The 22,342-nt window shown below is 71.2% G+C and carries 17 protein-coding genes; 4 read left to right on the forward strand and 13 right to left on the reverse strand.

All coding sequences use genetic code 11. From position 1 onward, the window contains the following. Positions 1-6 precede the first annotated feature (6 nt). From pssA to FF041_RS06140, 10 genes are all read right to left on the reverse strand, one after another. Positions 7-867, reverse strand: coding sequence for a CDP-diacylglycerol--serine O-phosphatidyltransferase (gene pssA, locus FF041_RS06095; protein ID WP_153482665.1), 861 nt, complete (start codon positions 865-867; stop codon positions 7-9). After that, a complete protein-coding gene (locus tag FF041_RS06100; RefSeq protein ID WP_153482666.1) occupies positions 854-1,501 on the reverse strand; it encodes a phosphatidylserine decarboxylase in 648 nt (215 codons plus the stop codon). The genes pssA and FF041_RS06100 overlap by 14 nt, the downstream gene beginning before the upstream one ends. 169 nt (positions 1,502-1,670) lie before the next feature. Beyond that, on the reverse strand, positions 1,671-2,876 hold the full coding sequence (locus tag FF041_RS06105; protein ID WP_153521356.1) for an acyl-CoA dehydrogenase family protein: 1,206 nt from the start codon (positions 2,874-2,876) through the stop codon (positions 1,671-1,673). Beyond that, on the reverse strand, positions 2,876-3,433 hold the full coding sequence (locus FF041_RS06110) for a MaoC family dehydratase (protein ID WP_153521357.1): 558 nt from the start codon (positions 3,431-3,433) through the stop codon (positions 2,876-2,878). The genes FF041_RS06105 and FF041_RS06110 overlap by 1 nt, the downstream gene beginning before the upstream one ends. A 6-nt stretch (positions 3,434-3,439) precedes the next feature. Then, positions 3,440-4,408: an HpcH/HpaI aldolase/citrate lyase family protein gene (locus FF041_RS06115; protein ID WP_153482670.1), complete on the reverse strand. Its 969-nt coding sequence runs from the start codon at positions 4,406-4,408 to the stop codon at positions 3,440-3,442. After that, on the reverse strand, positions 4,405-6,426 hold the full coding sequence (locus tag FF041_RS06120; protein WP_153521358.1) for a protein meaA: 2,022 nt from the start codon (positions 6,424-6,426) through the stop codon (positions 4,405-4,407). The genes FF041_RS06115 and FF041_RS06120 overlap by 4 nt, the downstream gene beginning before the upstream one ends. Positions 6,427-6,436: 10 nt before the next feature. Next, positions 6,437-7,774 (reverse strand): crotonyl-CoA carboxylase/reductase, encoded by a 1,338-nt coding sequence (gene ccrA / locus FF041_RS06125; RefSeq protein WP_323391347.1) that lies wholly within the window; start codon positions 7,772-7,774, stop codon positions 6,437-6,439. Between the two features lie 378 nt (positions 7,775-8,152). Continuing rightward, entirely contained in the window at positions 8,153-10,921 is a 2,769-nt protein-coding gene (locus FF041_RS06130) for a glycosyl hydrolase family 95 catalytic domain-containing protein (protein WP_228388049.1), read from the reverse strand. Positions 10,922-11,435: 514 nt separating this feature from the next. After that, the gene (locus FF041_RS06135) at positions 11,436-12,293 is read right to left on the reverse strand and encodes a TetR family transcriptional regulator (RefSeq protein ID WP_194291944.1); all 858 of its coding nucleotides are present in this window, start codon (positions 12,291-12,293) and stop codon (positions 11,436-11,438) included. A gap of 256 nt (positions 12,294-12,549) precedes the next feature. After that, complete coding sequence (locus FF041_RS06140) at positions 12,550-14,331, reverse strand: 3-hydroxyacyl-CoA dehydrogenase family protein (RefSeq protein WP_153521361.1); 1,782 nt, start codon at positions 14,329-14,331, stop codon at positions 12,550-12,552. 373 nt (positions 14,332-14,704) lie between these two features. Between FF041_RS06140 and FF041_RS06145 the strand changes: the two genes are divergently transcribed. After that, complete coding sequence (locus FF041_RS06145; RefSeq protein WP_153521362.1) at positions 14,705-15,277, forward strand: adenylosuccinate lyase; 573 nt, start codon at positions 14,705-14,707, stop codon at positions 15,275-15,277. 75 nt (positions 15,278-15,352) lie between these two features. On the opposite strand, the gene FF041_RS06150 is transcribed toward FF041_RS06145, so the two are convergent. Continuing rightward, the gene (locus FF041_RS06150; RefSeq protein ID WP_153521363.1) at positions 15,353-15,955 is read right to left on the reverse strand and encodes a hypothetical protein; all 603 of its coding nucleotides are present in this window, start codon (positions 15,953-15,955) and stop codon (positions 15,353-15,355) included. Positions 15,956-16,142: 187 nt separating this feature from the next. Here FF041_RS06150 and FF041_RS06155 point away from each other — a divergent pair, with 187 nt between their 5' ends. Next, entirely contained in the window at positions 16,143-17,603 is a 1,461-nt protein-coding gene (locus FF041_RS06155; RefSeq protein ID WP_153521364.1) for a helix-turn-helix transcriptional regulator, read from the forward strand. Between the two features lie 43 nt (positions 17,604-17,646). Here the strand turns inward: FF041_RS06155 and FF041_RS06160 are convergent, their stop codons facing one another. Both FF041_RS06160 and FF041_RS06165 read right to left on the reverse strand, forming a co-directional pair. After that, complete coding sequence (locus FF041_RS06160; RefSeq protein WP_153521365.1) at positions 17,647-18,057, reverse strand: RidA family protein; 411 nt, start codon at positions 18,055-18,057, stop codon at positions 17,647-17,649. A gap of 43 nt (positions 18,058-18,100) precedes the next feature. Further along, a complete protein-coding gene (locus tag FF041_RS06165) occupies positions 18,101-19,147 on the reverse strand; it encodes an Rv2578c family radical SAM protein (protein WP_153521383.1) in 1,047 nt (348 codons plus the stop codon). Between the two features lie 163 nt (positions 19,148-19,310). Here FF041_RS06165 and FF041_RS06170 point away from each other — a divergent pair, with 163 nt between their 5' ends. Continuing rightward, positions 19,311-19,778 carry an SRPBCC family protein gene (locus FF041_RS06170; RefSeq protein ID WP_153482518.1) on the forward strand — a complete coding sequence of 156 codons (468 nt, stop codon included), beginning with the start codon at positions 19,311-19,313 and terminating at the stop codon, positions 19,776-19,778. 263 nt (positions 19,779-20,041) lie between these two features. Next, positions 20,042-22,342 (forward strand): ATP-binding SpoIIE family protein phosphatase (locus FF041_RS06175; RefSeq protein ID WP_153521384.1); only part of this gene is annotated, 2,301 nt, incomplete at its 3' end.

Here is a 22,342-nt window from a genome sequence, read left to right on the forward strand (position 1 = left end):
GGGGCGTCAGGGCAGCTGGGCCGCCCGCGCCTCCCGGCGATTGTCACGGAAGGTGTTCACCCGGCGAGCCGTGGCGAAGAGCGGGATCACCGCGCCCAGCACCACCTGGAGCGCGCAGCCGGTCTGGAGCAGCAGATGGCCGCCGGGCGCGTCGAACGCCCAGGCCGCCAGCAGCCCCATCGCGGAGACGATCCAGCCGAGCATCGCCACCGCGAGGACGCCGCGGGGCTTGGGGTACTCGACCCGGCTCACCATCAGCCATGCCGTGCCGATGATCGCCAGCAGGGTCGGGATGAAGGGCAGCTCCAGCAGCACGATCGAGACGATCGTGAGCGCGCCGAACGGGCTCGGCATGCCCTGGAACATGCCGTCCTTCATGGTCACGCACGAGAACCGCGCAAGCCGTAGCACCACCGCCAGCAGCACCACGATGGCGGCCACCGCCGACACCTTCTGGTGGGCGTCGTCGGCGACCATGCCGTAGACCAGGACGAAGTAGGCCGGCGCGAGTCCGAAGCTGATCAGGTCGGAGAGGTTGTCCAGCTCCGCGCCCATCGGGGAGCTGCGGAGCTTGCGCGCCACCAGCCCGTCGCACAGGTCGAAGATCGCGGCGAGCAGCATCAGGATCACGGCGGTCGCGGCGCTGTGCCGCGCCATGCCGGATTCCTGGCTGCTCGTGAGGTGCGGGATGAGGATTCCGGTGGTGGTGAAGTACACCGCCATGAATCCGCAGGTCGCGTTACCGAGAGTGAGGGTGTCCGCTATCGAGAGCCGGAGTGAGAGAGGCATCTCCTCCGCGTCGTCCTCGGCGTCCGCCTCTGCCTCGGCGACCCAGCCGGCCTGTGTATCAGGATCAATCACGGTCAATGCGAGTCACCCCCGCGGTCGTGGTCTGACCGACCTCGACCGCGACCTCGACACCTTCCGGCAGGTAGATGTCGACGCGCGAGCCGAAGCGGATCAGACCGATGCGATCGCCCTGCTCGACCTTGGTGCCCTGGGGCACATACGGCACGATGCGACGGGCGACGGCACCGGCGATCTGCACCATCTCGATGTCACCGAGCTCGGTGTCGAAGTGCCAGACAACGCGCTCGTTGTTCTCGCTCTCCTTGTTGAACGCCGGTACGAAGCCGCCGGGCACATGCTCGACGGAGGTGACCGTGCCCGCCAGCGGGGCGCGGTTGACATGTACGTTCAGCGGGCTCATGAAGATCGCGACGCGGGTGCGTCCGTCCTTCCACGGCATGATGCTCTGCACCACACCGTCGGCGGGCGAGATGACCCGGCCCTGGGCGATCTCGCGCTCGGGGTCGCGGAAGAACCACAGCATGCCCGCCGCGAGCGCGGTGGCGGGCACGGCGATGGCCGCCGCGCGCCGGGACCGGCGTGCCTGGACCAGGCTGAGTGCGGCGGTGGCGACGGTCGGCAGAAGCCACGGCGATGCTCCGCGCGCGAGGCGGACCCGGCCGCGAGGTGCAGAGGTTTGGCTGTGGGGCATGAATGACCTTCGTAGCGGACGATGCCGCACTGGTTGACGGGGACGGCGGCTTTCCATCGATGCTATCCGGTGAGGGCCGCAACTGGGAAAGCCAGCAGCCGAGTCGGCGGCCGGAAGAGGATGACTGGGTGTGATCTTCTTCGCGGTCAAACTACATCAAATGTGACAATCATCCCGGGAGGCGGTACTCCTCCAGGAGTCGGCGTCCGATGATCATTTTCTGGATCTCGGCCGTACCTTCACCGATCAGGAGCATGGGCGCCTCCCGGTAGAGCCGCTCGATCTCGTACTCCTTGGAGAATCCATAGCCGCCGTGGATACGGAATGCATCCTCGACGACCTCCTTGCAGTACTCGGAGGCGAGATACTTCGCCATCCCCGCCTCCAGGTCGTTTCGTTCCCCGGAGTCCTTTTTGCGTGCCGCATTCACCATCATCGCATGGGCGGCCTCCACCTTGGTGGCCATTTCCGCCAGCTTGAACTGAATGGCCTGGTGGTACGCGATCGCCTGGCCGAAAGTGTGTCGCTGCTGGGCATAGGAGACGCCGAGCTCGAAGGCACGCTGGGCGACCCCGCAGCCACGCGCCGCCACATTGACCCGGCCGACCTCGACTCCGTCCATCATTTGGTAAAACCCTCGGCCGGTGGCCCCGCCGAGTACCCGATTGGCCGGAATGCGTAGTCCGTCCATGATGAGCTCAGTGGTGTCCACCCCCTTGTATCCCATCTTGTCGATCTTTCCCGGGATAGTGAGACCGGGCCGGACCTCGCCGAAACCGGGCTCCTTCTCGACCAGGAAGGCCGTCATCGACTTGTGCGGCGCGGTCCCCTCCGGGTGTCCTTCGTCACTGCGCACCAGAACGGCGACCAGGGTGGAGGTCCCGCCGTTGGTGAGCCACATCTTCTGGCCGTCGAGGATGTAGTCGTCCCCGTCCCGCACCGCCTTGGACGTGATCGCCGACACATCCGAGCCGAGTCCGGGCTCCGACATCGAGAACGCGCCACGCACCTCTCCCCGCGCCATCCTCGGCAGAAAGGTCTCCCGCTGCTCCCGGGTGCCGTGCTGCTTCAGCATGTACGCGACGATGAAATGCGTATTGACGATGCCCGAGACGGACATCCACCCCCGGGAGATCTCCTCCACGCAGAGCGCGTAGGTGAGCAGCGACTCGCCGAGCCCCCCGTACTCCTCCGGGATCATCAGACCGAAGAGCCCGAGCTCCTTGAGCCCCTCCACGATCCGCGTCGGGTACTCGTCCCGGTGCTCCAGCTCGGTGGCGACCGGGAGGATCTCCTTGTCGACGAAGTCCCGGACGGTCGCCAGGATCTCCTGCTGGACCTCGGTCAGCCCATGGGTCCGGGCGAGTCGCGCCATCACCGCTCCTCCGTCTTCTCGGCGGGCCGCGCGGCGGGGGTGCTCCGCACCGGGGGTGCGACCGGTTCTGGGCGGCCGGGCTGCTCGCCCCCGCGCTCCTTGACATACGCCTCGGTGGGGACCATGACCTTGCGCCGGAAGACGCAGACCAGCGTGCCGTCCTGCTTATGGCCCCGGGTCTCCACCTGGACGATCCCGCGGTCCGGCCTGGACTTCGACGGGGTCTTGCCGAGCACGGTCGTCTCGCCGTAGATCGTGTCCCCGTGGAACGTCGGGGCCACATGCCGCAGCGACTCGACCTCCAGATTGGCGATCGCCTTGCCGGAGACGTCGGGCACGGACATGCCGAGCAGCAGGGAGTAGACATAGTTCCCCACCACGACATTCCGCCCGAAATCGGTGGACTGCTCGGCGTAGTGGGCGTCCAGATGGAGCGGATGGTGGTTCATCGTCAGCAGACAGAAGAGGTGGTCGTCGTACTCGGTGACCGTCTTCCCGGGCCAGTGCTTGTACACGTCCCCGACGGCGAACTCTTCATAGGTGCGGCCGAACTGCATACTGGTTCACGCCTCCGGGGGTACGAAGATGGATGTACGGGTCATACCGGCCGCGCGGCCCTTGCCGGAGACGACCAGCGCCATCTTCCGGCTGGCCTCGTCGATCATCTCGTCGCCGAGCATCGCCGAGCCCTTCCGGCCGCCCGCCTCCGAGGTGCAGTAGTCGTAGGCGTCGAGGATCAGCTCGGCGTGGTCGAAGTCCTCCTGTGCGGGCGAGAACACCTCATTGGCCGCGTCCACCTGGCCGGGGTGCAGCACCCACTTCCCGTCGTACCCCAGCGCGGCGGAGCGCCCGGCGACCTCCCGGAAGCCGTCGACGTTCCTGATCTGGAGATAGGGGCCGTCGATCGCCTGGAGATCGTGCATCCGGGCGGCCATCAGAATCCGCATCAGGATGTAGTGGTAGGCGTCCGCCGGATACCCGGGCGGCTGCTCGCCCACGACCAGCGACTTCATATTGATCGACGCCATGAAGTCGGCCGGGCCGAAGACGATGGTCTCCAGGCGGGGCGAGGCGGCGGCGATCGCGTCCACGTTCACCAGCCCGGCCGCGTTCTCGATCTGCGCCTCGATGCCGATCCGGCCGACCTCGAAGCCCATCGTCCGCTCGATCTGCGTCAGCAGCAGATCCAGCGCCACGATCTGCTGCGCGTCCTGGACCTTGGGCAGCATCACACAGTCCAGATTCTGGCCGGCGCCCTCCACCACGGTGACCACATCGCGATAGGTCCACTCGGTGGTCCAGTCGTTGACCCGCACCACCCGGGTCTTGCCGCTCCAGTCGCCCTCGTTGAGGAACTTCACGATGGTGTGCCGGGCGTCCGGCTTGGCGAGCGGCGCGCAGGCGTCCTCCAGATCCAGGAAGACCTGGTCGGCCGGGAGCCCCTGCGCCTTCTCCAGAAAACGCGGATTGGAGCCGGGAACCGCCAGACAGGAGCGGCGCGGGCGCAGACGGTTCACAGACGGGCCGGTCATGGGGAGACCTCCAGAGGGTCGAGCTTGTTCGCTGTACGGATCTCGTCGACGATACGACCGATGATCTCGGTGATTCCGAAGTCCTTGGGGGTGAAGACGGCGGCCACCCCCGCCGCCTTCAGCGCGGCGGCGTCGGCCTGCGGGATGATCCCGCCGACGATCACCGGAATCGGAGGGTCCGCCGGGGAGCCGGCCGCGCGCAGCCGCTCCAGCACATCCGGCACCAGCGCGGCGTGCGAGCCGGAGAGGATCGACAGGCCCACACAGTGCACGTCCTCCGCGAGCGCGGCGGCCACGATCTCCTCGGGCGTCAGCCGTATGCCCTGGTAGACCACTTCGAACCCGGCGTCCCGCGCCCGTACGGCGATCTGCTCCGCGCCGTTGGAGTGCCCGTCCAGACCGGGCTTGCCGACCAGCAGCCGCAGCCGCCCCGAGCCCAGCTCCCCGGCGGTCCGCGCCGCCTTCTCGCGGACCAGCGCCAGCGGGGTGCCCGCTTCGGCGGCGACCGCGACCGGCGCCCCGGAGACCCCCGTCGGCGCGCGGAACTCGCCGAACACATCGCGCAGCGCCCAGGACCACTCCCCGGTGGTGACGCCCGCGCGGGCGCACTCCAGGGTGGCGGTCATCAGATTCCCGGTTCCGGCCGCCGTCTTCTTCAGTGCGGTGAGCGCGTCGGCGACGCGGAACTCGTCACGGCCGTCCCGCCACTCCCGCAGGGCGGCCACGACCCGTGCCTCGTTCGCCGGGTCGACGGTCATGACGGCGGTGTCGAGATCCGCGGTGAGCGGGTTCTCCTCGGTCGACTGGAAGACATTGACCCCGACGATCTTCTCCTCGCCGGTCTCGATCCTGGCCCGCCGCTCGGCGTGCGACGAGACCAGCCTCGATTTGAGATAGCCGGACTCGACGGCGGCCATCGCGCCGCCCATCTCCTCGATCCGGCCGATCTCGGCGAGGCACTCCGTGACCAGCGCGGCCACCTTGGCCTCGATCACATGGGAGCCGGCGAAGATGTCCTCGTACTCCAGCAGATCCGACTCATGGGCCAGCACCTGCTGGATCCGCAGCGACCACTGCTGGTCCCAGGGCCGGGGCAGCCCCAGCGCCTCGTTCCAGGCCGGCAGTTGTACGGCGCGGGCGCGGGCGTCCTTGGAGAGGGTGACGGCCAGCATCTCCAGCACGATCCGCTGGACGTTGTTCTCCGGCTGGGCCTCGGTCAGCCCCAGCGAATTGACCTGGACGCCATAGCGGAAGCGGCGCTGCCGGGGGTTCTCGACGCCGTACCGCTCCCGGGCGATCCGGTCCCAGATACGGGCGAAGGCCCGCATCTTGCACATCTCCTCGATGAACCGGACGCCCGCGTTCACGAAGAAGGAGATACGGCCGACCACCTCGCCCCGGCGCTCCTCGGGTATCTGGCCGGACGCGAACACCGCGTCCAGGACGGCGACGGCGGTGGACATCGCGTACGAGATCTCCTGGACCGGGGTGGCCCCGGCCTCCTGGAGGTGGTAGCTACAGATGTTGATGGGGTTCCAGGCGGGGATGCGGTTCACCGTGTAGGCGATCATGTCGGTGGTCAGCCGGAGCGAGGGGCCCGGCGGGAAGACATGGGTCCCGCGCGACAGATACTCCTTGACGATGTCGTTCTGGGTGGTCCCCTGGAGCGCGGCGAGGTCCGCCCCCTGCTCCTCCGCGACGACCTGATAGAGCGCCAGCAGCCACATCGCGGTGGCGTTGATGGTCATCGAGGTGTTCATCCGCTCCAGCGGGATGTCCTGGAACAGCCGCCGCATATCGCCGAGGTGCGCCACCGGGACGCCCACCCGGCCCACTTCGCCCCGGGCGAGGAGGTGATCGGGGTCGTACCCCGTCTGGGTCGGCAGATCGAAGGCGACCGACAGTCCGGTCTGGCCCTTGGCGAGATTGCGGCGGTAGAGCTCGTTGGACGCCTCGGCGGTCGAGTGACCGGCGTAGGTCCGCATGAGCCATGGCCGGTCCTTGTGGCGCTCAGTCATCAGGGGGACCTCAGAGGCTGCGGAAGCGGTTGATGGCGTCGAGGTGCCGGGCGCGCAGGGCGGGATCGCGGACGCCGAGCCCCTCGCCCGGGGCGAGGGCGAGCACGCCGACCTTGCCCTGATGGAGATTGCGGTGCACGTCGTAGGCGGCCTGGCCGGTCTCCTCCAGGGAGTAGACCTTGGAGAGGGTGGGGTGGATCCTCCCCTTGGCGACGAGCCGGTTGGCCTCCCACGCCTCGCGGTAGTTGGCGAAGTGGGAGCCGACGATCCGCTTGAGCGACATCCAGAGATAGCGGTTGTCGTACTCATGGGTGTAGCCCGAGGTGGAGGCGCAGGTGACGATGGTGCCGCCCTTGCGGGTGACGTAGACACTCGCGCCGAAGGTCTCCCGGCCGGGGTGCTCGAAGACGATGTCCACGTCCTCTCCGCCGGTCAGCTCGCGGATCCGGCTGCCGAACCGCTTCCACTCGCGCGGGTCCTGGGTCCGCTCGTCCTTCCAGAACCGGTAGTCCTCGGCGGTGCGGTCGATGACGGCCTCCGCGCCCATCGCCCGGCAGATGTCCGCCTTCTGCTCGCTGGAGACGACGCAGATCGGATGGGCCCCGCCGGCCAGCGCGAACTGGGTGGCGTAGGAGCCGAGTCCGCCGCTGGCGCCCCAGATCAGCACATTGTCGCCCTGTTTCATCCCCGCGCCGTTGCGCGAGACGAGCTGGCGGTACGCGGTGGAGTTCACCAGGCCCGGGGCCGCCGCCTCCTCCCAGCTCAGATGGCCCGGCTTGGGCATCAGCTGGTTGGACTTCACCAGCGCGAGCTCCGCGAGCCCGCCGAAGTTGGTCTCGAAGCCCCAGATGCGCTGCTCGGGGTCGAGCATGGTGTCGTTGTGCCCGTCGGAGGACTCCAGCTCCACCGAGAGACAGTGGGCGACCACCTCGTCCCCGGGCCGCCAGGCGTTGACCCCGGGGCCGGTGCGCAGCACCACGCCCGCGAGGTCCGACCCGATGACGTGGTACGGCAGATCGTGCCGCCGGGTGAGCTCGGAGAGCCTTCCGTACCGCTCCAGGAAGCCGAAGGTGGAGCGCGGCTCGAAGATCGAGGTCCAGACGGAGTTGTAATTCACCGAGCTGGCCATCACGGCCACCAGCGCCTCGCCGGGGCCGAGTTCCGGCACCGCGACGTCCTCGATGTGCAGGGACTTACGGGGGTCCTTCTCCCGGGTGGTGAGCCCCGCGAACATCTCCGTCTCGTCCTTGTGCACCGTGACGGCGCGGTAGGACTCGGGGACGGTCAGCGCGGCGAAGTCGGCGGGCGTGGCGTCCGGCGACTGGATCGCGTCCAGGATTTCCTTCACGGTGGTGCCTCCGGCGAAGCGCGTCGGGGGTCCCGGAGGGAACCCCGCGTGAGATGAGGGCCAGTGCGTGCTGCTGTGGAGGTGTGCCGTCGGTTCGGCGAGGGCGGTACTGCGGGCAGCGCCGGTGGGCGCGGGGTGGAGAGCCTGTGACGCAGGCGTCCGGGCGCGCGGACACGATGGTTCGCGGGGACAGCCGGCGTACGAAAGGTCTCTGCACGCCGGCCGCCCGGACGACTTCAAGCTATGGCACTGCGTGTCAGCTGACAAGACACTGGGTGCCAAATTTTCTCTCATATGGTGTCGCCCGGACACGCATGAGCGGCGGCGGTCGCCGACCCCGGACCGGGTCGGCGGCCACCGCCGCTCATGCGCGCGGCCTCAGCCTGCGGGGCTCTCCAGCGAGAGCGCGAAGACATGGGCCCGCGCGGAGCCCGACGCCGGGGCGTTCAGCGTGACGGCCACCAGCCGTCTGGCCGGATCCAGCGCCGCCCGCTGATGGAAGAGCGCCGCCTTGACGCCCAGCGGGCCGCCCCGGGTGTGGATCTGACTGGTCCGCACGGCCTCCGTCTCCCCGTACGCCGGACCCGACAGCCAGGCCGTGAGCCGGACCGGCACGGTGGCCGTCGAACCGTCCTCGTACGAGAGCAGGACGGGCACCGTCACATGGCCCAGATCGCCCGCGCCCAGCACATGGAGCCGGGCATAGGAACCGGCCGGGACCGCGATCCGCCGGCCCGCCGCGATCACATTGTTCTTCGTGCCCTCCCCGCCATTGGCGAACGAGAAGACGATGCCGTCGTCCGTCGTACGGCCCGTCTGCGGCAGCTGCGCCATCGGCAGGGTGCGGCCGGTCCCGTCGAAGTCGCCGTCCGCGAAGAACATCTCGGTGGTGATGCCGTCGTTGTCGAAGTCGCCGGTCAGATCGACCGGGACCACCCCGCCGACCGGCGCGAGCGGCGGCAGCCCCCACGGCTCGGCGGGCCTGGTGACCGGCACCGGCCGGACGGTGAGATCGGGGCGCGGCCCCACCCGGTGGATCACGGCCTCATCACCCGGCGCGAGCTCCAGCTCCACCGAGCCGTCGCCGAGATCGCGCCACTTCGGAGCCGGACCGCCGATGCCCGAGACCCGCACCCGGCCCTCGATCGAGTGCCGGACCCGGCAGGGCTCCCCGTCGCCCGGGCTCCGTCCCGGCGGCCCGCCGGCGCTGAGCACCCGCACCCAGCGGGTGGCGCCGTCCCGGCGTACCGCGCTGACCAGGAACGCGCCCTCGGTGCGGAAGTCGTGGAGCACCGCGTCCCGCCACTCCCCGGGCACCCCCGGAAAGATCCGGATCACGCCGCCCCAGCTCTGGCAGAGCATGTCGTGCACCGTCATCGCACCCGAGAGCGGAGTCTCGATCACCGGCCCGGCCTCGTAGTACATCGTGTTCGGCTGGATGAACCGGTCCACCAGCTCGCGCAGCTGCCTCAGCGCGTCATCGCCCCGGCCCATCTGCGCGGAGATGGAGGCCGCGCCGGTGAAGCTGTAGCCCCGCAGCGCGCCCTCGAAGCCGATCCAGTGCTGGAGCGAACGGGCGATCAGATCGCGGTTCTCCACCTGGTCCCAGTTGACGAGGTGGAGCGGATAGACCGCGAGCAGATGCGAGTAGTGGCGGTGGGACTTGGCGAACGGCACCCCCGCGCCGACCATGAAGCCCTTCTCGTCCACCGCGTAGCCGGTGAGCTTCGCCAGGACCTCCCGCCAGGCCGACTCCAGCGGATCGCTCCGCTTCAGCAGCCGTACCGTCTCCAGGAGCGTCTCACAGCTCCAGCGGAGCAGCGCCAGATCGTAGGTGCAGTCGGGCGCGCTGCCGTACTCCGGCGAGAAGGTCCTGGGCAGATGCAGCTTCCCGTCCGAGCCCGGGAACAGGAAGTGCAGATAGTAGTTGGTGGAGCGGCGCAGCAGCGGATAGAGCACCTCTTCCAGGATGGTGAGGTCCAGGCTGTGCCGGTAGCTCAGCCAGACGTTGTGCAGCGCCCAGGGCAGATCGCCCACCTCCGGGTCGCCCACCCCCGGCACGCCCACCGTTCCCGCGTCGTCGCACTGGGCGTCGGTGGAGCGCCGCAGGCCCGCGGAGTCATGCCGATAGGGGGGTTTGAGCGCGCCGATGAGGATGTCGGTGTTCTCCCGGAGGGTACGGGGGATCGCGTCCAGCTCCAGATGGTTGGAGCCGTACACCGGCCAGTACTCCAGCTGCGCGTTGAGATTCCACCACACGCTCGGCCAGGGGGTCGGCTCCAGCCAGGGACCGGTCGTCGCCATCACCGGGGCGTGGGCGCGGGCGGCGCACGCGAGTTTGTAGAGCTGGATCCAGTAGAAGCTCTGGATCAGCTGGTCGGGCACCGAGATGAAGCTCTTGCGGTAGAAGGAGTGCCACCACTCCCGGTGGGTGCGCCGCAGCGCCGTGAGCGGGCGCGCGGCGGCGTCGCGTACGGCGGCGAGCGCCTGCTCCTCGGCGTCCCTCGCGGGGTACGAGTGGGACACGGCCAGCAGGATGGTGCGCTCGCGGCCCCGGCGGCGCTCCCGGTGGGCGGAGGCGGTCTGGCCGCCCGCGTACAGCTCCTGGGTGACGACTCCGGTGCCGTCCTCCTCCTGCCGGGCGACCGGCGGCGGATTGGGGGCGAAGCCCTTCGGCGGGTTCTCCCGGACGATCCGGGGGCTGACCGCCGGGGAGGGCCGGAACTCCCAGCGGAAGTCCTCCTCGCCCCGGCTCGCCCGGACCGTCGCACTCAGCAGGGTGCGGTCGTTGTGGACGAAGGCGCGGAGCCGGAGCGTGCCCCGGTCGGTGGTCACGGTGCCGACGATCTCGGCGTTCCAGAGATCCAGCCGCAGATCGACGCCGGTGACGGCACCGACCGGGGTGAGGACGAGATTGCCGACGGGCAGCCGGGCCACGCCCCACTCGTTGCCGAACTCCGGCCGGTGGTCCTGGACCTGGCTGTGGTGGACGGTGAAGCGCAGCGCGTCGTCGCCGGGCTCGGCGTAGAGGATCGAGCCGAGCAGCCCGTTGCCGAGGAAGGGGCCCTCGTACCAGGTGCGCGGAAGCCGCTTCCAGATGAGGTCCTGATCCGCGAGGAAACGCTCCCACTCGTGATCGGTGCTCATGCCCCGTACACCGGGTCGCTGTTCGCCCGCCGGGGAGGCTCCGGCCGGGGCTCCGGTCGCCATCGAGCCGGTGGTACCCGCTGCCGCTCCGATGGCCATCCGTCCCAGGAACCCACGCCTGCTTACCGGCATCACTGATCAACTCCGTCTAAGGACGTGCACATTGATCCGATGATTGAACTGGTGTGGAGCGTAGGAAGAGACTACTGAGGCGTCAAGGGGGATGAATCATCGGGGGATTGAGGGGGTGGGGTATGGGCCACATCAGACAGGCCCCGGGTGCCCGGGAGCGGCGCGGCGAGCGGTCGCCGGGGGGCGCGGGCGGGTGCACGGGGTACGTGGGGTGTGTCGGGTACGCGGGGTACGTGGGGTGTGCCGGATGTGCGGGGCCCGCTGGGGTACGCGGGGTACGTGGGGTGTGCCGGATGTGCGGGGTGCACGAGGCTCGCGGGGCCCGCCGGAGGGATGAGGTGCGGACGGCCCCCGGTTCCGGCGGCTCACCCGCGCGGGCGCGTCAGGCGCGGTGCTCCTTCAGCGCCCGCTCGATGGTGCGCATCACATCGTCCAGCGGCGCGTCCGTCCGGGCCACGGCCACCAGCACCTCGTCCCCGCTCTTCACCGAGACCGGGGCGGCGGCCGGGGCTGTGGTCTCCCGGGCTTCCCGGGCCTCCGGGGACGGCTCCACGGCGAGCGAGCGGCCCGCGCCGATGCCCGTGCCGAAGGTCTCCCGGACGATTGCGAACGCGTGGTCGAGCTGCGCCTCCACATCGCCCTGACCGCCCGCCCGCAGCCATCGGCGCAGCACATGGTTGTGCGCGGTGACGACGGCGGACGCGGCCACCTCCGCCAGCAGCGGATCGTCATTGCCCACGTGATGGTCGCGCTCGTCGAAATGGCCCAGCAGATAGCGGGTGAACAGCCGCTCGTAACGGGCCACCGAGGCGATCTCCCGCTCCCGCAGCGTGGGCACCTCCCGGGTCAGCCGGTAGCGCTCCACGGAGATCGCCGGGGAGGCCGCGTACATCCGCATGACCTCCTTGATGCCCCGGCACACGGTGTCGAGCGGATGCTCATGGGCGGGGGCCGCGTGCAGCACCGCCTCCGCGCGGACGAGAGTGTCGTCGTGGTCCGGGAAGATCGCCTCTTCCTTGGAGCGGAAGTGGCGGAAGAACGTCCGTCGGGCGACTCCGGCGGCAGCCGCGATCTCGTCCACGGTCGTCGTCTCGTACCCCTTGGTCGCGAACAGCTCCATGGCCGCCGTCGCCAGCTCACGGCGCATTTTGAGCCGCTGGGCGGCGGCGCGGGTACCGGCGGCGCTCTCGGGGGCGTCGGCGGAGGTCTTCGGGCGAGGGGCCTTGGCGGGCTGGGACATGACCCGAACGTACTGCATCCGCGCAGGAGAGCGCGCCTGCGGGGGAGGAGCGCCGCTCCCGGACGCGGGCCGCCGACGGTGCGGAACGGGCACGTCCGCGGCCGTCGGCCGGGGCGGCGGAGCGCATGGATCCAGCAGCCGCGGGGCGCGTGCCGCCGGGGCCGCCCGTGCCCCGCCGCCCGGCGGATCCGGGACCGCCGGACCCGCCGGGCGTCGGTACGGGGCGCTCAGCGCCGGGCGTCGGTACGGGGCGCTCTCAGCGCCGGGCGTACTCGCGGAAGCCGCGCCCTGTCTTACGGCCGAGGCAGCCCGCCGCCACCAGATGCTCCAGCAGCGGCGCGGGGGCCAGCCCCGGGTCGCGGAACTCGCGGTGCAGCGCCTTCTCGATCGCCAGCGAGACATCGAGCCCCACGGTGTCGAGCAGCTCGAACGGCCCCATCGGATAGCCGCCGCCCAGCCGCATCGCCGCGTCGATGTCATCCGGCGAGGCGTAGTGCTCGCCGACCATCTTGACGGCGTTGTTCAGATACGGGAAGAGCAGCGCGTTCACGACGAAACCGGCCCGGTCCGTGCAGTCCACCGGATGCTTCTTGAGGGTCGCGATCACCGCGCGCCCGGTGGCGTGGACATCGTCCGAGGTCAGCACCGTACGCACCACCTCGACCAGCTTCATCGCCGGAGCCGGGTTGAAGAAGTGCAGCCCGATCACGTCCTGCGGGCGCGCGGTGGCGCGGGCGCAGGCGACCACCGGCAGCGAGGAGGTGGTGGTGGCGAGCACCGCGCCCGGCCGGCAGACCTTGTCCAGCGCGGCGAACAGCTCCCGCTTGACCTCCAGATCCTCCGCCACGGCCTCCAGTACCAGATCCGCCTCGGCGAAGGCGTCCAGCGCGTCGGCCGTGACGATCCGCGCCAGGGTCCTCGCCCCGGCCTCGGCGGTGATCCGCCCCTTGTCGACGGAGCGCGCGAGCGAGGCGGCGATACGGGACCGGGCGTCCTCCGCCTTCCGCGCCGAACGGGCGGCGAGCACCACCTCGTAACCCGCCTTGGCGAAGACCTCGGCGATGCCGCTCGCCATGGTGCCGGAGCCCGCGATCCCCACGGAACGCACCTGGCGGCCCATCCCCTGCGGCGCGACCGGCTGCGGAGTGAGGGAGTCCGCAACCACCTCGGCGGTGTCGGCCGCCGCGTAGGTGTAGAAGCCGCGCCCCGCCTTCCGCCCGGTCAGCCCCGCGTCGCTGAGCTGCCGCAGGATGGGGGAGGGGGCGTGCAGCCGGTCGTGGGACGCGGAGTGCATCGCTTCGAGGACGGTACGGGCCGTGTCGACGCCGATCAGATCGAGCAGCGCGAGCGGTCCCATCGGCAGTCCGCAGCCCAGCCGCATCGCCGCGTCGATGTCCTCCCGGGACGCGTACCGGGACTCGTACATCGCCGCCGCCTGGTTGAGATATCCGAACAGCAGCCCGTCCGCGACGAAGCCGGGCCGGTCGCCCACCGCGACGGGCTCCTTGCCGAGCTCCCGGGCGAGCGCGGTGACTGCCTCGACGACGGCGGGCGCGGTGAGCACCGAGGAGACCACCTCGACCAGCTTCATCGCCGGAGCGGGATGGAAGAAGTGCATCCCGAGCACCCGCTCGGGACGGGCGGACTCGGCGGCCAGCCGGGTCACGGACAGCGCGTTGGTGCCGGTGGCCAGGATCGCGGTGGGCCGGACGATCGCGTCCAGCTCACGGAAGACCCGCTGCTTGGCCTCGTACGACTCGGACACCACCTCGATCACGAGGTCGGCGCCGGCGGCGGTCGTGAGATCGCCGGAGGCGCGGAACCGCGCGAGGGTCGCGCGGCGCTCCTCCCCGGTGATCCGTCCGCGCTCCACGGCGCGCGCCGTGGAGGCTTCGAGCGCGGCGACCGCCCGCCGGACCGCGGCGGCGCTGACGTCGACGCCGACGACCTCGTGTCCGGCGCGGGCGAGCACCTCGGCGATACCGGTGCCCATGGTGCCGAGGCCGACGACGGCGATGGTGTGCAGAGAGGTGTCCATCGGGGGACTCCAGGGTGAGTGACGGCTGAGAAGAGGACACACGCGGACCCCGGCCGCCGGGCGCGGCGGTGAACGGGAACGCGCGCCGGAGCTCGCTGGGCGCACGCCGGTCGCGGGGCGTGTTACGGGGGCGGCGGACTCTGTCCCGGAGCCGCGCCGTGATCGGTGCGCGACCGACGCGCGCACCACGGCTGTGCCGAACCGACTGCACTCGCGGTGGCTGCGTCACCAGGCCACCGGGAGCTGTGCGGGGGTAATCCGCTCACATGAGATTAACTCGCGAGTAACGAGCGCACCAGACCCGTGCGGATGTGAGCGGATGTGATCTGGATCGCCGGGTGTCCACCGGCCCGCCCGTCGATACGCTGAGTGCATGGACGACGAGTTACGGTCACTGGCTCAGCGGCTGAGGGGTGAGTCGGGCGGGTCGGCGGCGTATGAGCGACTGCTCGTGACAGGGGACCACGAAGAACTGGCGAGCGTACTCACCGAACGGGAACGCCCCCTGTGGGCACGGGAGATGGCGGCCTTCAGACTCGGCCGCGCCGGAGACCGCAGGGCCTTCGAGTCCCTGGTGCTGCTGCTCAACCACCGCGACCCCGAGCGCTGTGTCTCGGCGGCCCACGCCCTGTTCGAACTGGCCGATCCCCGCACGGCGCGCGCCGCTGCCGCGCTCGCCACCAATGAACTGCGGGTTGCCTACGCCCTGGTGCCGGTCCGGCTGCTCATCCGGCTGCGCGCCCCCGAGTCCGTACCGGCGCTGATCACCGTGCTGCACCGCAGACTGACGCCGGGCGATCCCTACTGGCGGCTGGCGCTGGCGTGCGTCGAAGGGCTGGGCGCGCTCGGCGACGGACGGGCGGACGGCGTGCTGACGGTGGCGCGCGCCCATCCCCGGCTGGTGGCCGCCGCCGAGGCGGCGCTGGCGAGACTGGGCGCGGCGTAGGCCGTGTCGTCGAAGTCCCGTCCGCCCGGAGTGTCGCCGGGCGGACGGGTGCGCCGGGTGCGCCGGGCGCGTCGGTCAGCGGAGCTTGGCGACGGCGGTGCGCGTGGTCTTCTTGAAGCCCTTCAGCGGCGTGCCGTCGAGATCGCCGAGCCGGCCCCAGCCGATCACCGTCACGGTCTTCCCGTCCCGGCCGACCGAGTAGAGCCGGATGTCGTCGGAGCCCGACTTCGGGTCGGCGGTGTCGATGCTGTAGACGTACGCGCCCTCCTCTACGGAGACCTTGCCCTGGTAGCGGGAGGTGCCCTTGAGGCCCGGGTACTCCTTCTTGAGCTTGCCGAGGCAGTCCTCGACCGAGGAGCGGAGCTTGCCGACGAGCGCCTTCGCCTCGGCCCCGGTCGCCGCGACGGTGACCGTCTGATGGGCCCCTGTGTCCAGCTCCGTCCTGAAGGTGCGGTACGTGCTGGACGACTTCGGCGCGATCTTCCCGGTGCAGAAGTCGTCGGCGACGCCCTCCTTCACCTTGCTCGCCGTCCACGGGGTCTGCGAGGCGGGCAGCTCCTTCGCGGCGAGGAACTCGGGGGCCGGGGCCGGGGCCGGAGCGGCGGTGGCCGCCGAGAGCGATGCGACGGTCAGGACGGCGGTCGCGGCGGTGACGGCCGCGGTGCGGAACACGTTCATGGAGTTGCTTCCCCCTGATGAGGCGCCGATGGGCTTGGCTGAACGGTCATCAGCCTGGCCAGCCGGTCCCGGCTGGGACAAGCGATCCGGCGCCGCTGGAACGGTGGAACCATTCCACCCCCGCTGACGTGGGGTTATTCAGAGGGGGTGGAATGCCGCCCTGGAACGGCCGGGGGAGCTGGGGCGGTTGAGCACGCGTGAGACGGACACGGAGGCGTTCGCGCGGAGAGTGCACGCGATACGGGAGGAGTCGGGGCGCAGCTTCGGCGCGCTGGCACGCCGGGTGGGGGTCAGCGCGTCCACGCTGCACCGGTACTGCTCGGGCCGTACGGTGCCGATGGAGTTCGCCCCGGTCGAGCGGCTGGCGAGAGTGTGCGGCTGCCAGGGGGAGGAACTGGTCGCGCTGCACCGGCTGTGGGTGCTCGCGGACGCGGAGCGCCGCCGCCGTCAGGAGACGGCGAGCGGCGCCGGGGGTGGGGACGGGCTCGTGCCGTCCGGGGCCGGGGTCCCGGAGACCGGGGGCGCTCCGGGACCGGTCCGGGCGACCGGCGGTCCGGGCTCTGATCCCGGCTCCGGCGCCGATGCCGATGCCGACCCTGACCCGGGCCCTGTCCCCGGCGGCGCCGAGGTTCCGGGCGAAGGCCCCGGCCGCCCCGGCGGAGCCGCCGTCCGTGATCGCCGTCCGCGCCGCCGTACCGCCTATGCCGCCGCCGTGGTGTTGACGACGGTCATCGCTCTGATGGTCCTGGTGGCCTTCGACCGGATCGCGCTCACCGGGTCCGGCCGTGACGGGACCGAGGCCCAGCTGACCCGTGGCGGCGGCCCCGGCCCCGCCGCCCGCTCCCCGTCCGCTTCCGTCTCCGCCCCCACCGCGTCCCCGTCCGGATCATCTGGGGCATCCGGCTCCTCGGCCGAGCCCTCGAAGCGGGCGGGCGGGACCGCCGGCGCGAGCCGTCCGGGCGCGCGCGGCCCATCGGCGAAGGCGTCCGCCGAGGCGGAGCCGCCCGCCCCGGTGAAACGCCCCGGCCGCGGCATTCCGTTCACCGTGACAGCCGATCAGCACCGCTGGCAGCACTCCTGCCAGCACACCTATCTCGTCGACCGCCCGCCCGGCGACGTCCCTCCGCCGCCCGCCGAGGCCGACGCACGGCCCTGGGCCGGCGCCCTCCGCGCGGTCCACGGCGGCGACACCGTCGTCAGGCTCACCGTGCAGGGCAGGGACGAGCGGGCGGTGGTCCTCCAGGCGCTGCGGGTCCGGGTGGCAGCCAAACGCGCGCCGCTCCAGCGGAACGCCTACCGGATGAGCCTCGGCTGCGGCGGCGCGATCACCCCCCGGGTGTTCGACGTCGACCTCGACCGGCCCCGCCCCACCGTCCGCTCGGTGGCGGGCAGCGACGCGGGCGTGGAGATCCCGGCCGTCGCGCTGCCCTATCGGGTCTCGGTACGGGACCCGGAGGTTCTGCTGGTCACCGGCCGTACGACGGAGTGCGACTGCGACTGGTATCTGGAGCTGGACTGGAGCAGCGGCGACCGCTCGGGGACCGTGCGCATCGACGACGGCGGACGCCCGTTCCGCACCAGCGGGGTCCGGGACCGCCCCGCCTACGAGTACGACACCATCGCGGGCCGCTGGATCCCCGCCGGGTGAGCCCGTGCTCCGGTGCGGCCCTCCCGCACCGGAGCCGCCGCCGTTATGGGGCGTCCTCGCCGAGGACCGCGTACGCCTCGATCTCGACCAGCAGTTCGGGCAGGATCAGCGCGGAGACCTGTACGGCGGAGCTCGCGGGCAGCCGGTCCGGGTGGAGTACCTCGTCGCGGGCGATCCTGACCTGCTCCATGTGGCTGATGTCGGTGACGAAGTAGGTCAGCTTCACCACATCGTCGAAGGTCGCGCCCGCCTCGGCCAGACAGCGGCGCAGATTCTCGAACACCTGCCGGGCCTGCGCCCCGGGGTCGCCGACGCCCACCACCTCGCGGCGCTCGTCGAAGGCGCACTGCCCGGACACCGCGACGAAACGGCCGGAGCCCCAGACGACATGGCTGTAGTGGGCGCTGGCGGCGACGCCCCGGGGGGCCTGTACACGTGTGATCTCTGTGCTCATACGATCATGATCGCCCATCCGGGTGCGGCGGCCGGGCCGGTGCTCACAACAGGGTCAGCTGGGTCTGTCCGGGGTCCGATCCAGGGTCCGGGTCCGCCGACCGCTCCGGGGTCCCGGGCCGCCGGGGCAGCCCGCGGTCCGCCGGGCCGATGCCGAACTCCGCCGCCAGTTCGTGCACCTGGCGGGTGATCCGGCGCTGATACCAGGTGGGCGCGTACGCACCGGCCGCGTACAGCCGCTCGTAGCGCGCCACCAGATGCGGATGACGCTCCCCGAGCCAGGCCATGAACCATTCGCGCGCGCCCGGCCGCAGATGCAGCGTCAGCGGGGTCACGGAGGTCGCCCCCGCGGCGGCTATCGCCCGTACCGTCGCGCGCAGCTGGTCGGGGTGGTCGCCGAGGAAGGGGATCACCGGAGCCATCAGCACCCCGCAGCCGATGCCGTGGCCGGTCAGGGTGCGGACGACGTCGAGCCGCCGCCCGGGGGCCGGAGTGCCCGGCTCCACATCGCGCCACAGAGCGTGGTCCAGGAAGCCCACCGAGACGCAGACACCGACCTCCGTCACCTCCGCGGCCTGGCGCAGCAGCTCCAGATCGCGCAGGATCAGCGTCCCCTTGGTGAGGATCGAGAACGGATTGGCGCGATCGCGCAGCGCCGCGATGATCCCGGGCATCAGCCGGTAGCGGCCTTCCGCCCGCTGGTAGCAGTCGACGTTGGTGCCCATCGCCACATGCGCCCCCTGCCAGCCGCGCGCGGCGAGCTGGCGGCGGAGCAGCTCGGGCGCGTTGATCTTCACCACGATCTGGGAGTCGAAGCCGAGTCCGGTGTCGAGGTCCAGATAGCCGTGGGACTTGCGGGCGAAGCAGTAGACGCAGGCGTGTGTGCAGCCGCGGTAGGGGTTGACCGTCCATTCGAACGGCATACGGGAGGCTCCCGGCACCCGGTTCAGAATCGAACGCGCTCTCACCTCGTGGAAGGTGATGCCGCTGAACTCGGGTGCGTCGAAGGTTCTGGTGGTCACGGCGGATGTACCGAACAGCGCGGCGTTCGGGCCGGCCGCGGGGTTCTCGGCCAGATGGTCCCAGCGCATGGTCGCCTCCTCGGTTGCTCTGGTCTGAGAATAGAACATTTGTTCCCATGATCGCTTTGGGGCGGAGGGCGGGAGCCCCGGATTTGGGCGCCCGCACCCGAGGTGGTTGGCTAAGCCAGGCCCAAGCGGCACCCCCGAACAACCGAGTGCTGGAGGAACAGCTATGGCGCAGGTCGAGGCCACGACGGAACGGATCATCGCGGCGGACGCGGAGACCGTGATCGACACACTGGCCGACTACGCGAACACGCGCGCGTCTCTGCTGCCCGGCCAGTTCAGCGAGTACGAGGTCCGCGAGGGCGGCGACGGCGAGGGCACGCTCGTCCACTGGAAGCTCCAGGCGACCAGCAAGCGGGTCCGTGACTGTCTGCTGGAGGTCACCGAGCCGACCGACGGCCAGCTCGTCGAGAAGGACCGCAACTCCACCATGGTCACCACCTGGACCGTCACCCCGGCCGGTGAGAACAGGTCCAAGACCGTCGTCACCACCGTCTGGAAGGGCGCGGGCGGCATCGGCGGGTTCTTCGAGCGGACCTTCGCCCCCAAGGGGCTTGCCCGTATCTACGACGCCATTCTCGCCAATCTCGCGGCCGAGGCCGAGAAGCCCGCCGGGGCGGCCGGCAAGGAGTAACCTCCGGAGCGTTTCGCGCCGCTCATCACCATTTCAGGTGGTTTTCCCGTGGTATCGGCCGGTGATCCGGCGCGGCGGACCACGGGAAAGCCCCTTCGGTGCGCCCGCCCCGCCTCTCCCGCCCCGTACAACGGAGCACAGCCGCACCGGAAGTGCGCGGGCGCACGACTTCTTCGGCCGTTGCCCCGCGCGCGGTGTGCGCAGGCCCGTACCGTGGGTGGCGAGGCCGCGCATCCCGGCGGCGGGGAAGGAGCCTTCCACCCATGGACCGTGGTGCGCCGCCGAGCGAGCCACAGCGGTACGCCGTGGGCCGGATGCCGCTCGCCGTGGTCGTCGTGGACCGGAGCGGCCTGGTCTCCCACTGGTCGGCCGGCGCGCGACAGCTCTTCGGGCCCACCCGCGAGTCCGCGGTGGGCAGCCCCGCACTCGATCTGCTCCCGGTCTCCGGAGCGCTCGCCCCGGCCGGCGAGTACGCGGCGTACGACGGCGGTCCGGGACTGGACGGACCGCTGACCGGCCGTACGCTCTACCCCACCGCGGGCCGGGCCCGGCTCTCCGGCCCCGGGCGGGCCCGGGTCGACGCGCTGTGGTGGGCGTACCCCATGGCCGGACCCGGGGACGAGCGGCTGATCGTCCTGGCCACGGACGCCGCCCGGTTCGCCGAGGACGGAGAGGGCGGCGAGGGCGAGCGGGGACGCCGGATAGCGCCCGGATTCGCACCGCACACCGAAGTGCCCGGCGCGGACGCGCTCGCGCGGGCACTGCCGGAGCTCCTTCCCGGGCTGAGCGTCCGGGACTCGGCCCGGATCGTCTCCCAGCTCCTCGACCTCGGCTATCCGGTCCTGGAATTCAGCCGTCACGACCGGGTCCCGGTCATCCCCGACGGGGCGGCGGCCCAGTGCGCCGAGCCCGGCCGGTCCGCCGCCGGAGCCGGGGCGGACCCGCCCTACGCGGCCGTGCGCGAGCGCCTGGAGTTCCTGAACGAGGTCAGCGGACGCATCGGCTCCTCGCTCGATCTCGCCCGGACCGTCCAGGAGATCAGCACCGCCGTCGTACCGCGCTTCGCCGACATCGCCGACGTCTATCTGCGGGAACAGGTCGTCGCGGGCGAGGGATTCCTCGGCGGACCGCCGGACGCCACCACGCTCTGGCACCGGGTCGCCGTCGAACAGGCCGGCGAGCCGGGCCGCTGGGACGATCCGGTGCCGGTCGGGGAGTCCCTGCCCTTCCCCGAGCACACCCCCTTCTTCCAGTGCGTCACCACCGGCGAACCGGTGCTGGTGCCCCGGATCGACGAGCCCATGGCCGCCGCCATCGCCGCACGGTTCGAGAAGCGGGACATCCGGCCGCTGATCAACGGCCGTTCCCTGCTGGCCGTGCCGCTGACGGCGCGCGACGCGGTCCTCGGGTTCATGATCCTGCTGCGCCGCCCGGGCCGCGCCGACTTCACCGCCATGGACCGGGGCACCGGAGCGGAGCTGGCCGCCCGCGCCGGTCTGGTCCTCGACAACGCCCGGATGTACACCTACCAGGAGAACGCCGCCGGGACCCTCCAGGACTCGATGCTGCCGCAGGCCGCGCCGAAGGGAGCCGGCTGCGACATCGCCGCCCGCTATCTCCCCGCCACCCTGCTCGGCCGGGTCGGCGGCGACTGGTTCGACACCGTCAAGCTGCCGGGCGCGCGCACCGCGCTGGTGGTCGGCGATGTGATGGGCCATGGCATCGACTCGGCGGCGATGATGGGACGGCTCCGTACGGCCGTACAGACCATGGCCGCCCTCGATCTGCCGCCCGCGCGACTGCTGAGCCAGCTGGACGCACTCGCCCAGCGGCTCGGCGAGAGCTCGCTCGCCACCTGTCTGTACGCCGTCTACGACCCCATCCGCGAGGAGCTGGTGATCGCGAACGCGGGGCATGTGCCGCCGGTGATCGTCCGCGCCGCCGACGGCCGCGGCGAGCTGCTCGAACTGCCGACGGGGGCACCTATCGGCGTCGGCCGGGTGCCCTTCGAGTCCGTCACCGTGCCGGTGGCGCCCGGCGACCGGCTGGTCATGTGCACGGACGGGCTGGTGGAGGTGCGGGGCGAGGACATCGCCGTGGGCCTGGCCGCGCTCTGCGAGTCCGCGGCCCATCCCGCCGCCTCCATGGACGACGCCTGCGACACCATCATCCGCACCCTGCGCGCCAAGGGCGGGCGGAAGGACGATCTCGCACTGCTGATGGCCCGGTTCAACGGCATTCCCGAGGAGTCGGTGGCGTCCTGGGAGCTGACGCTGGAGCCGGCGGAGGCCCCCAGGTTACGGCGACTGGTCCGCGGGCAGCTGCGCTCCTGGGGGCTCTCCCCGCTGCTGGAGACGGTGGAGCTGCTGGTCGGCGAGGTGGTCGCCAATGCCGTACGCCATGCGCGCGGGCACCGTGCCGAACTGCGGCTGGTGCTGGCCGGGTCCCTCCAGTGCGAGCTGATGGACGAGGACCCCACCCTGCCGACGCTCTGTGACGCGGGGCCGCTGGCGGAGTCGGGCCGGGGACTGCGGGTGGTCGCCGCGCTGGCGCGGGAGTGGGGG

The organism is Streptomyces jumonjinensis (assembly GCF_009600885.1).
GTDB lineage: Bacteria > Actinomycetota > Actinomycetes > Streptomycetales > Streptomycetaceae > Streptomyces > Streptomyces jumonjinensis.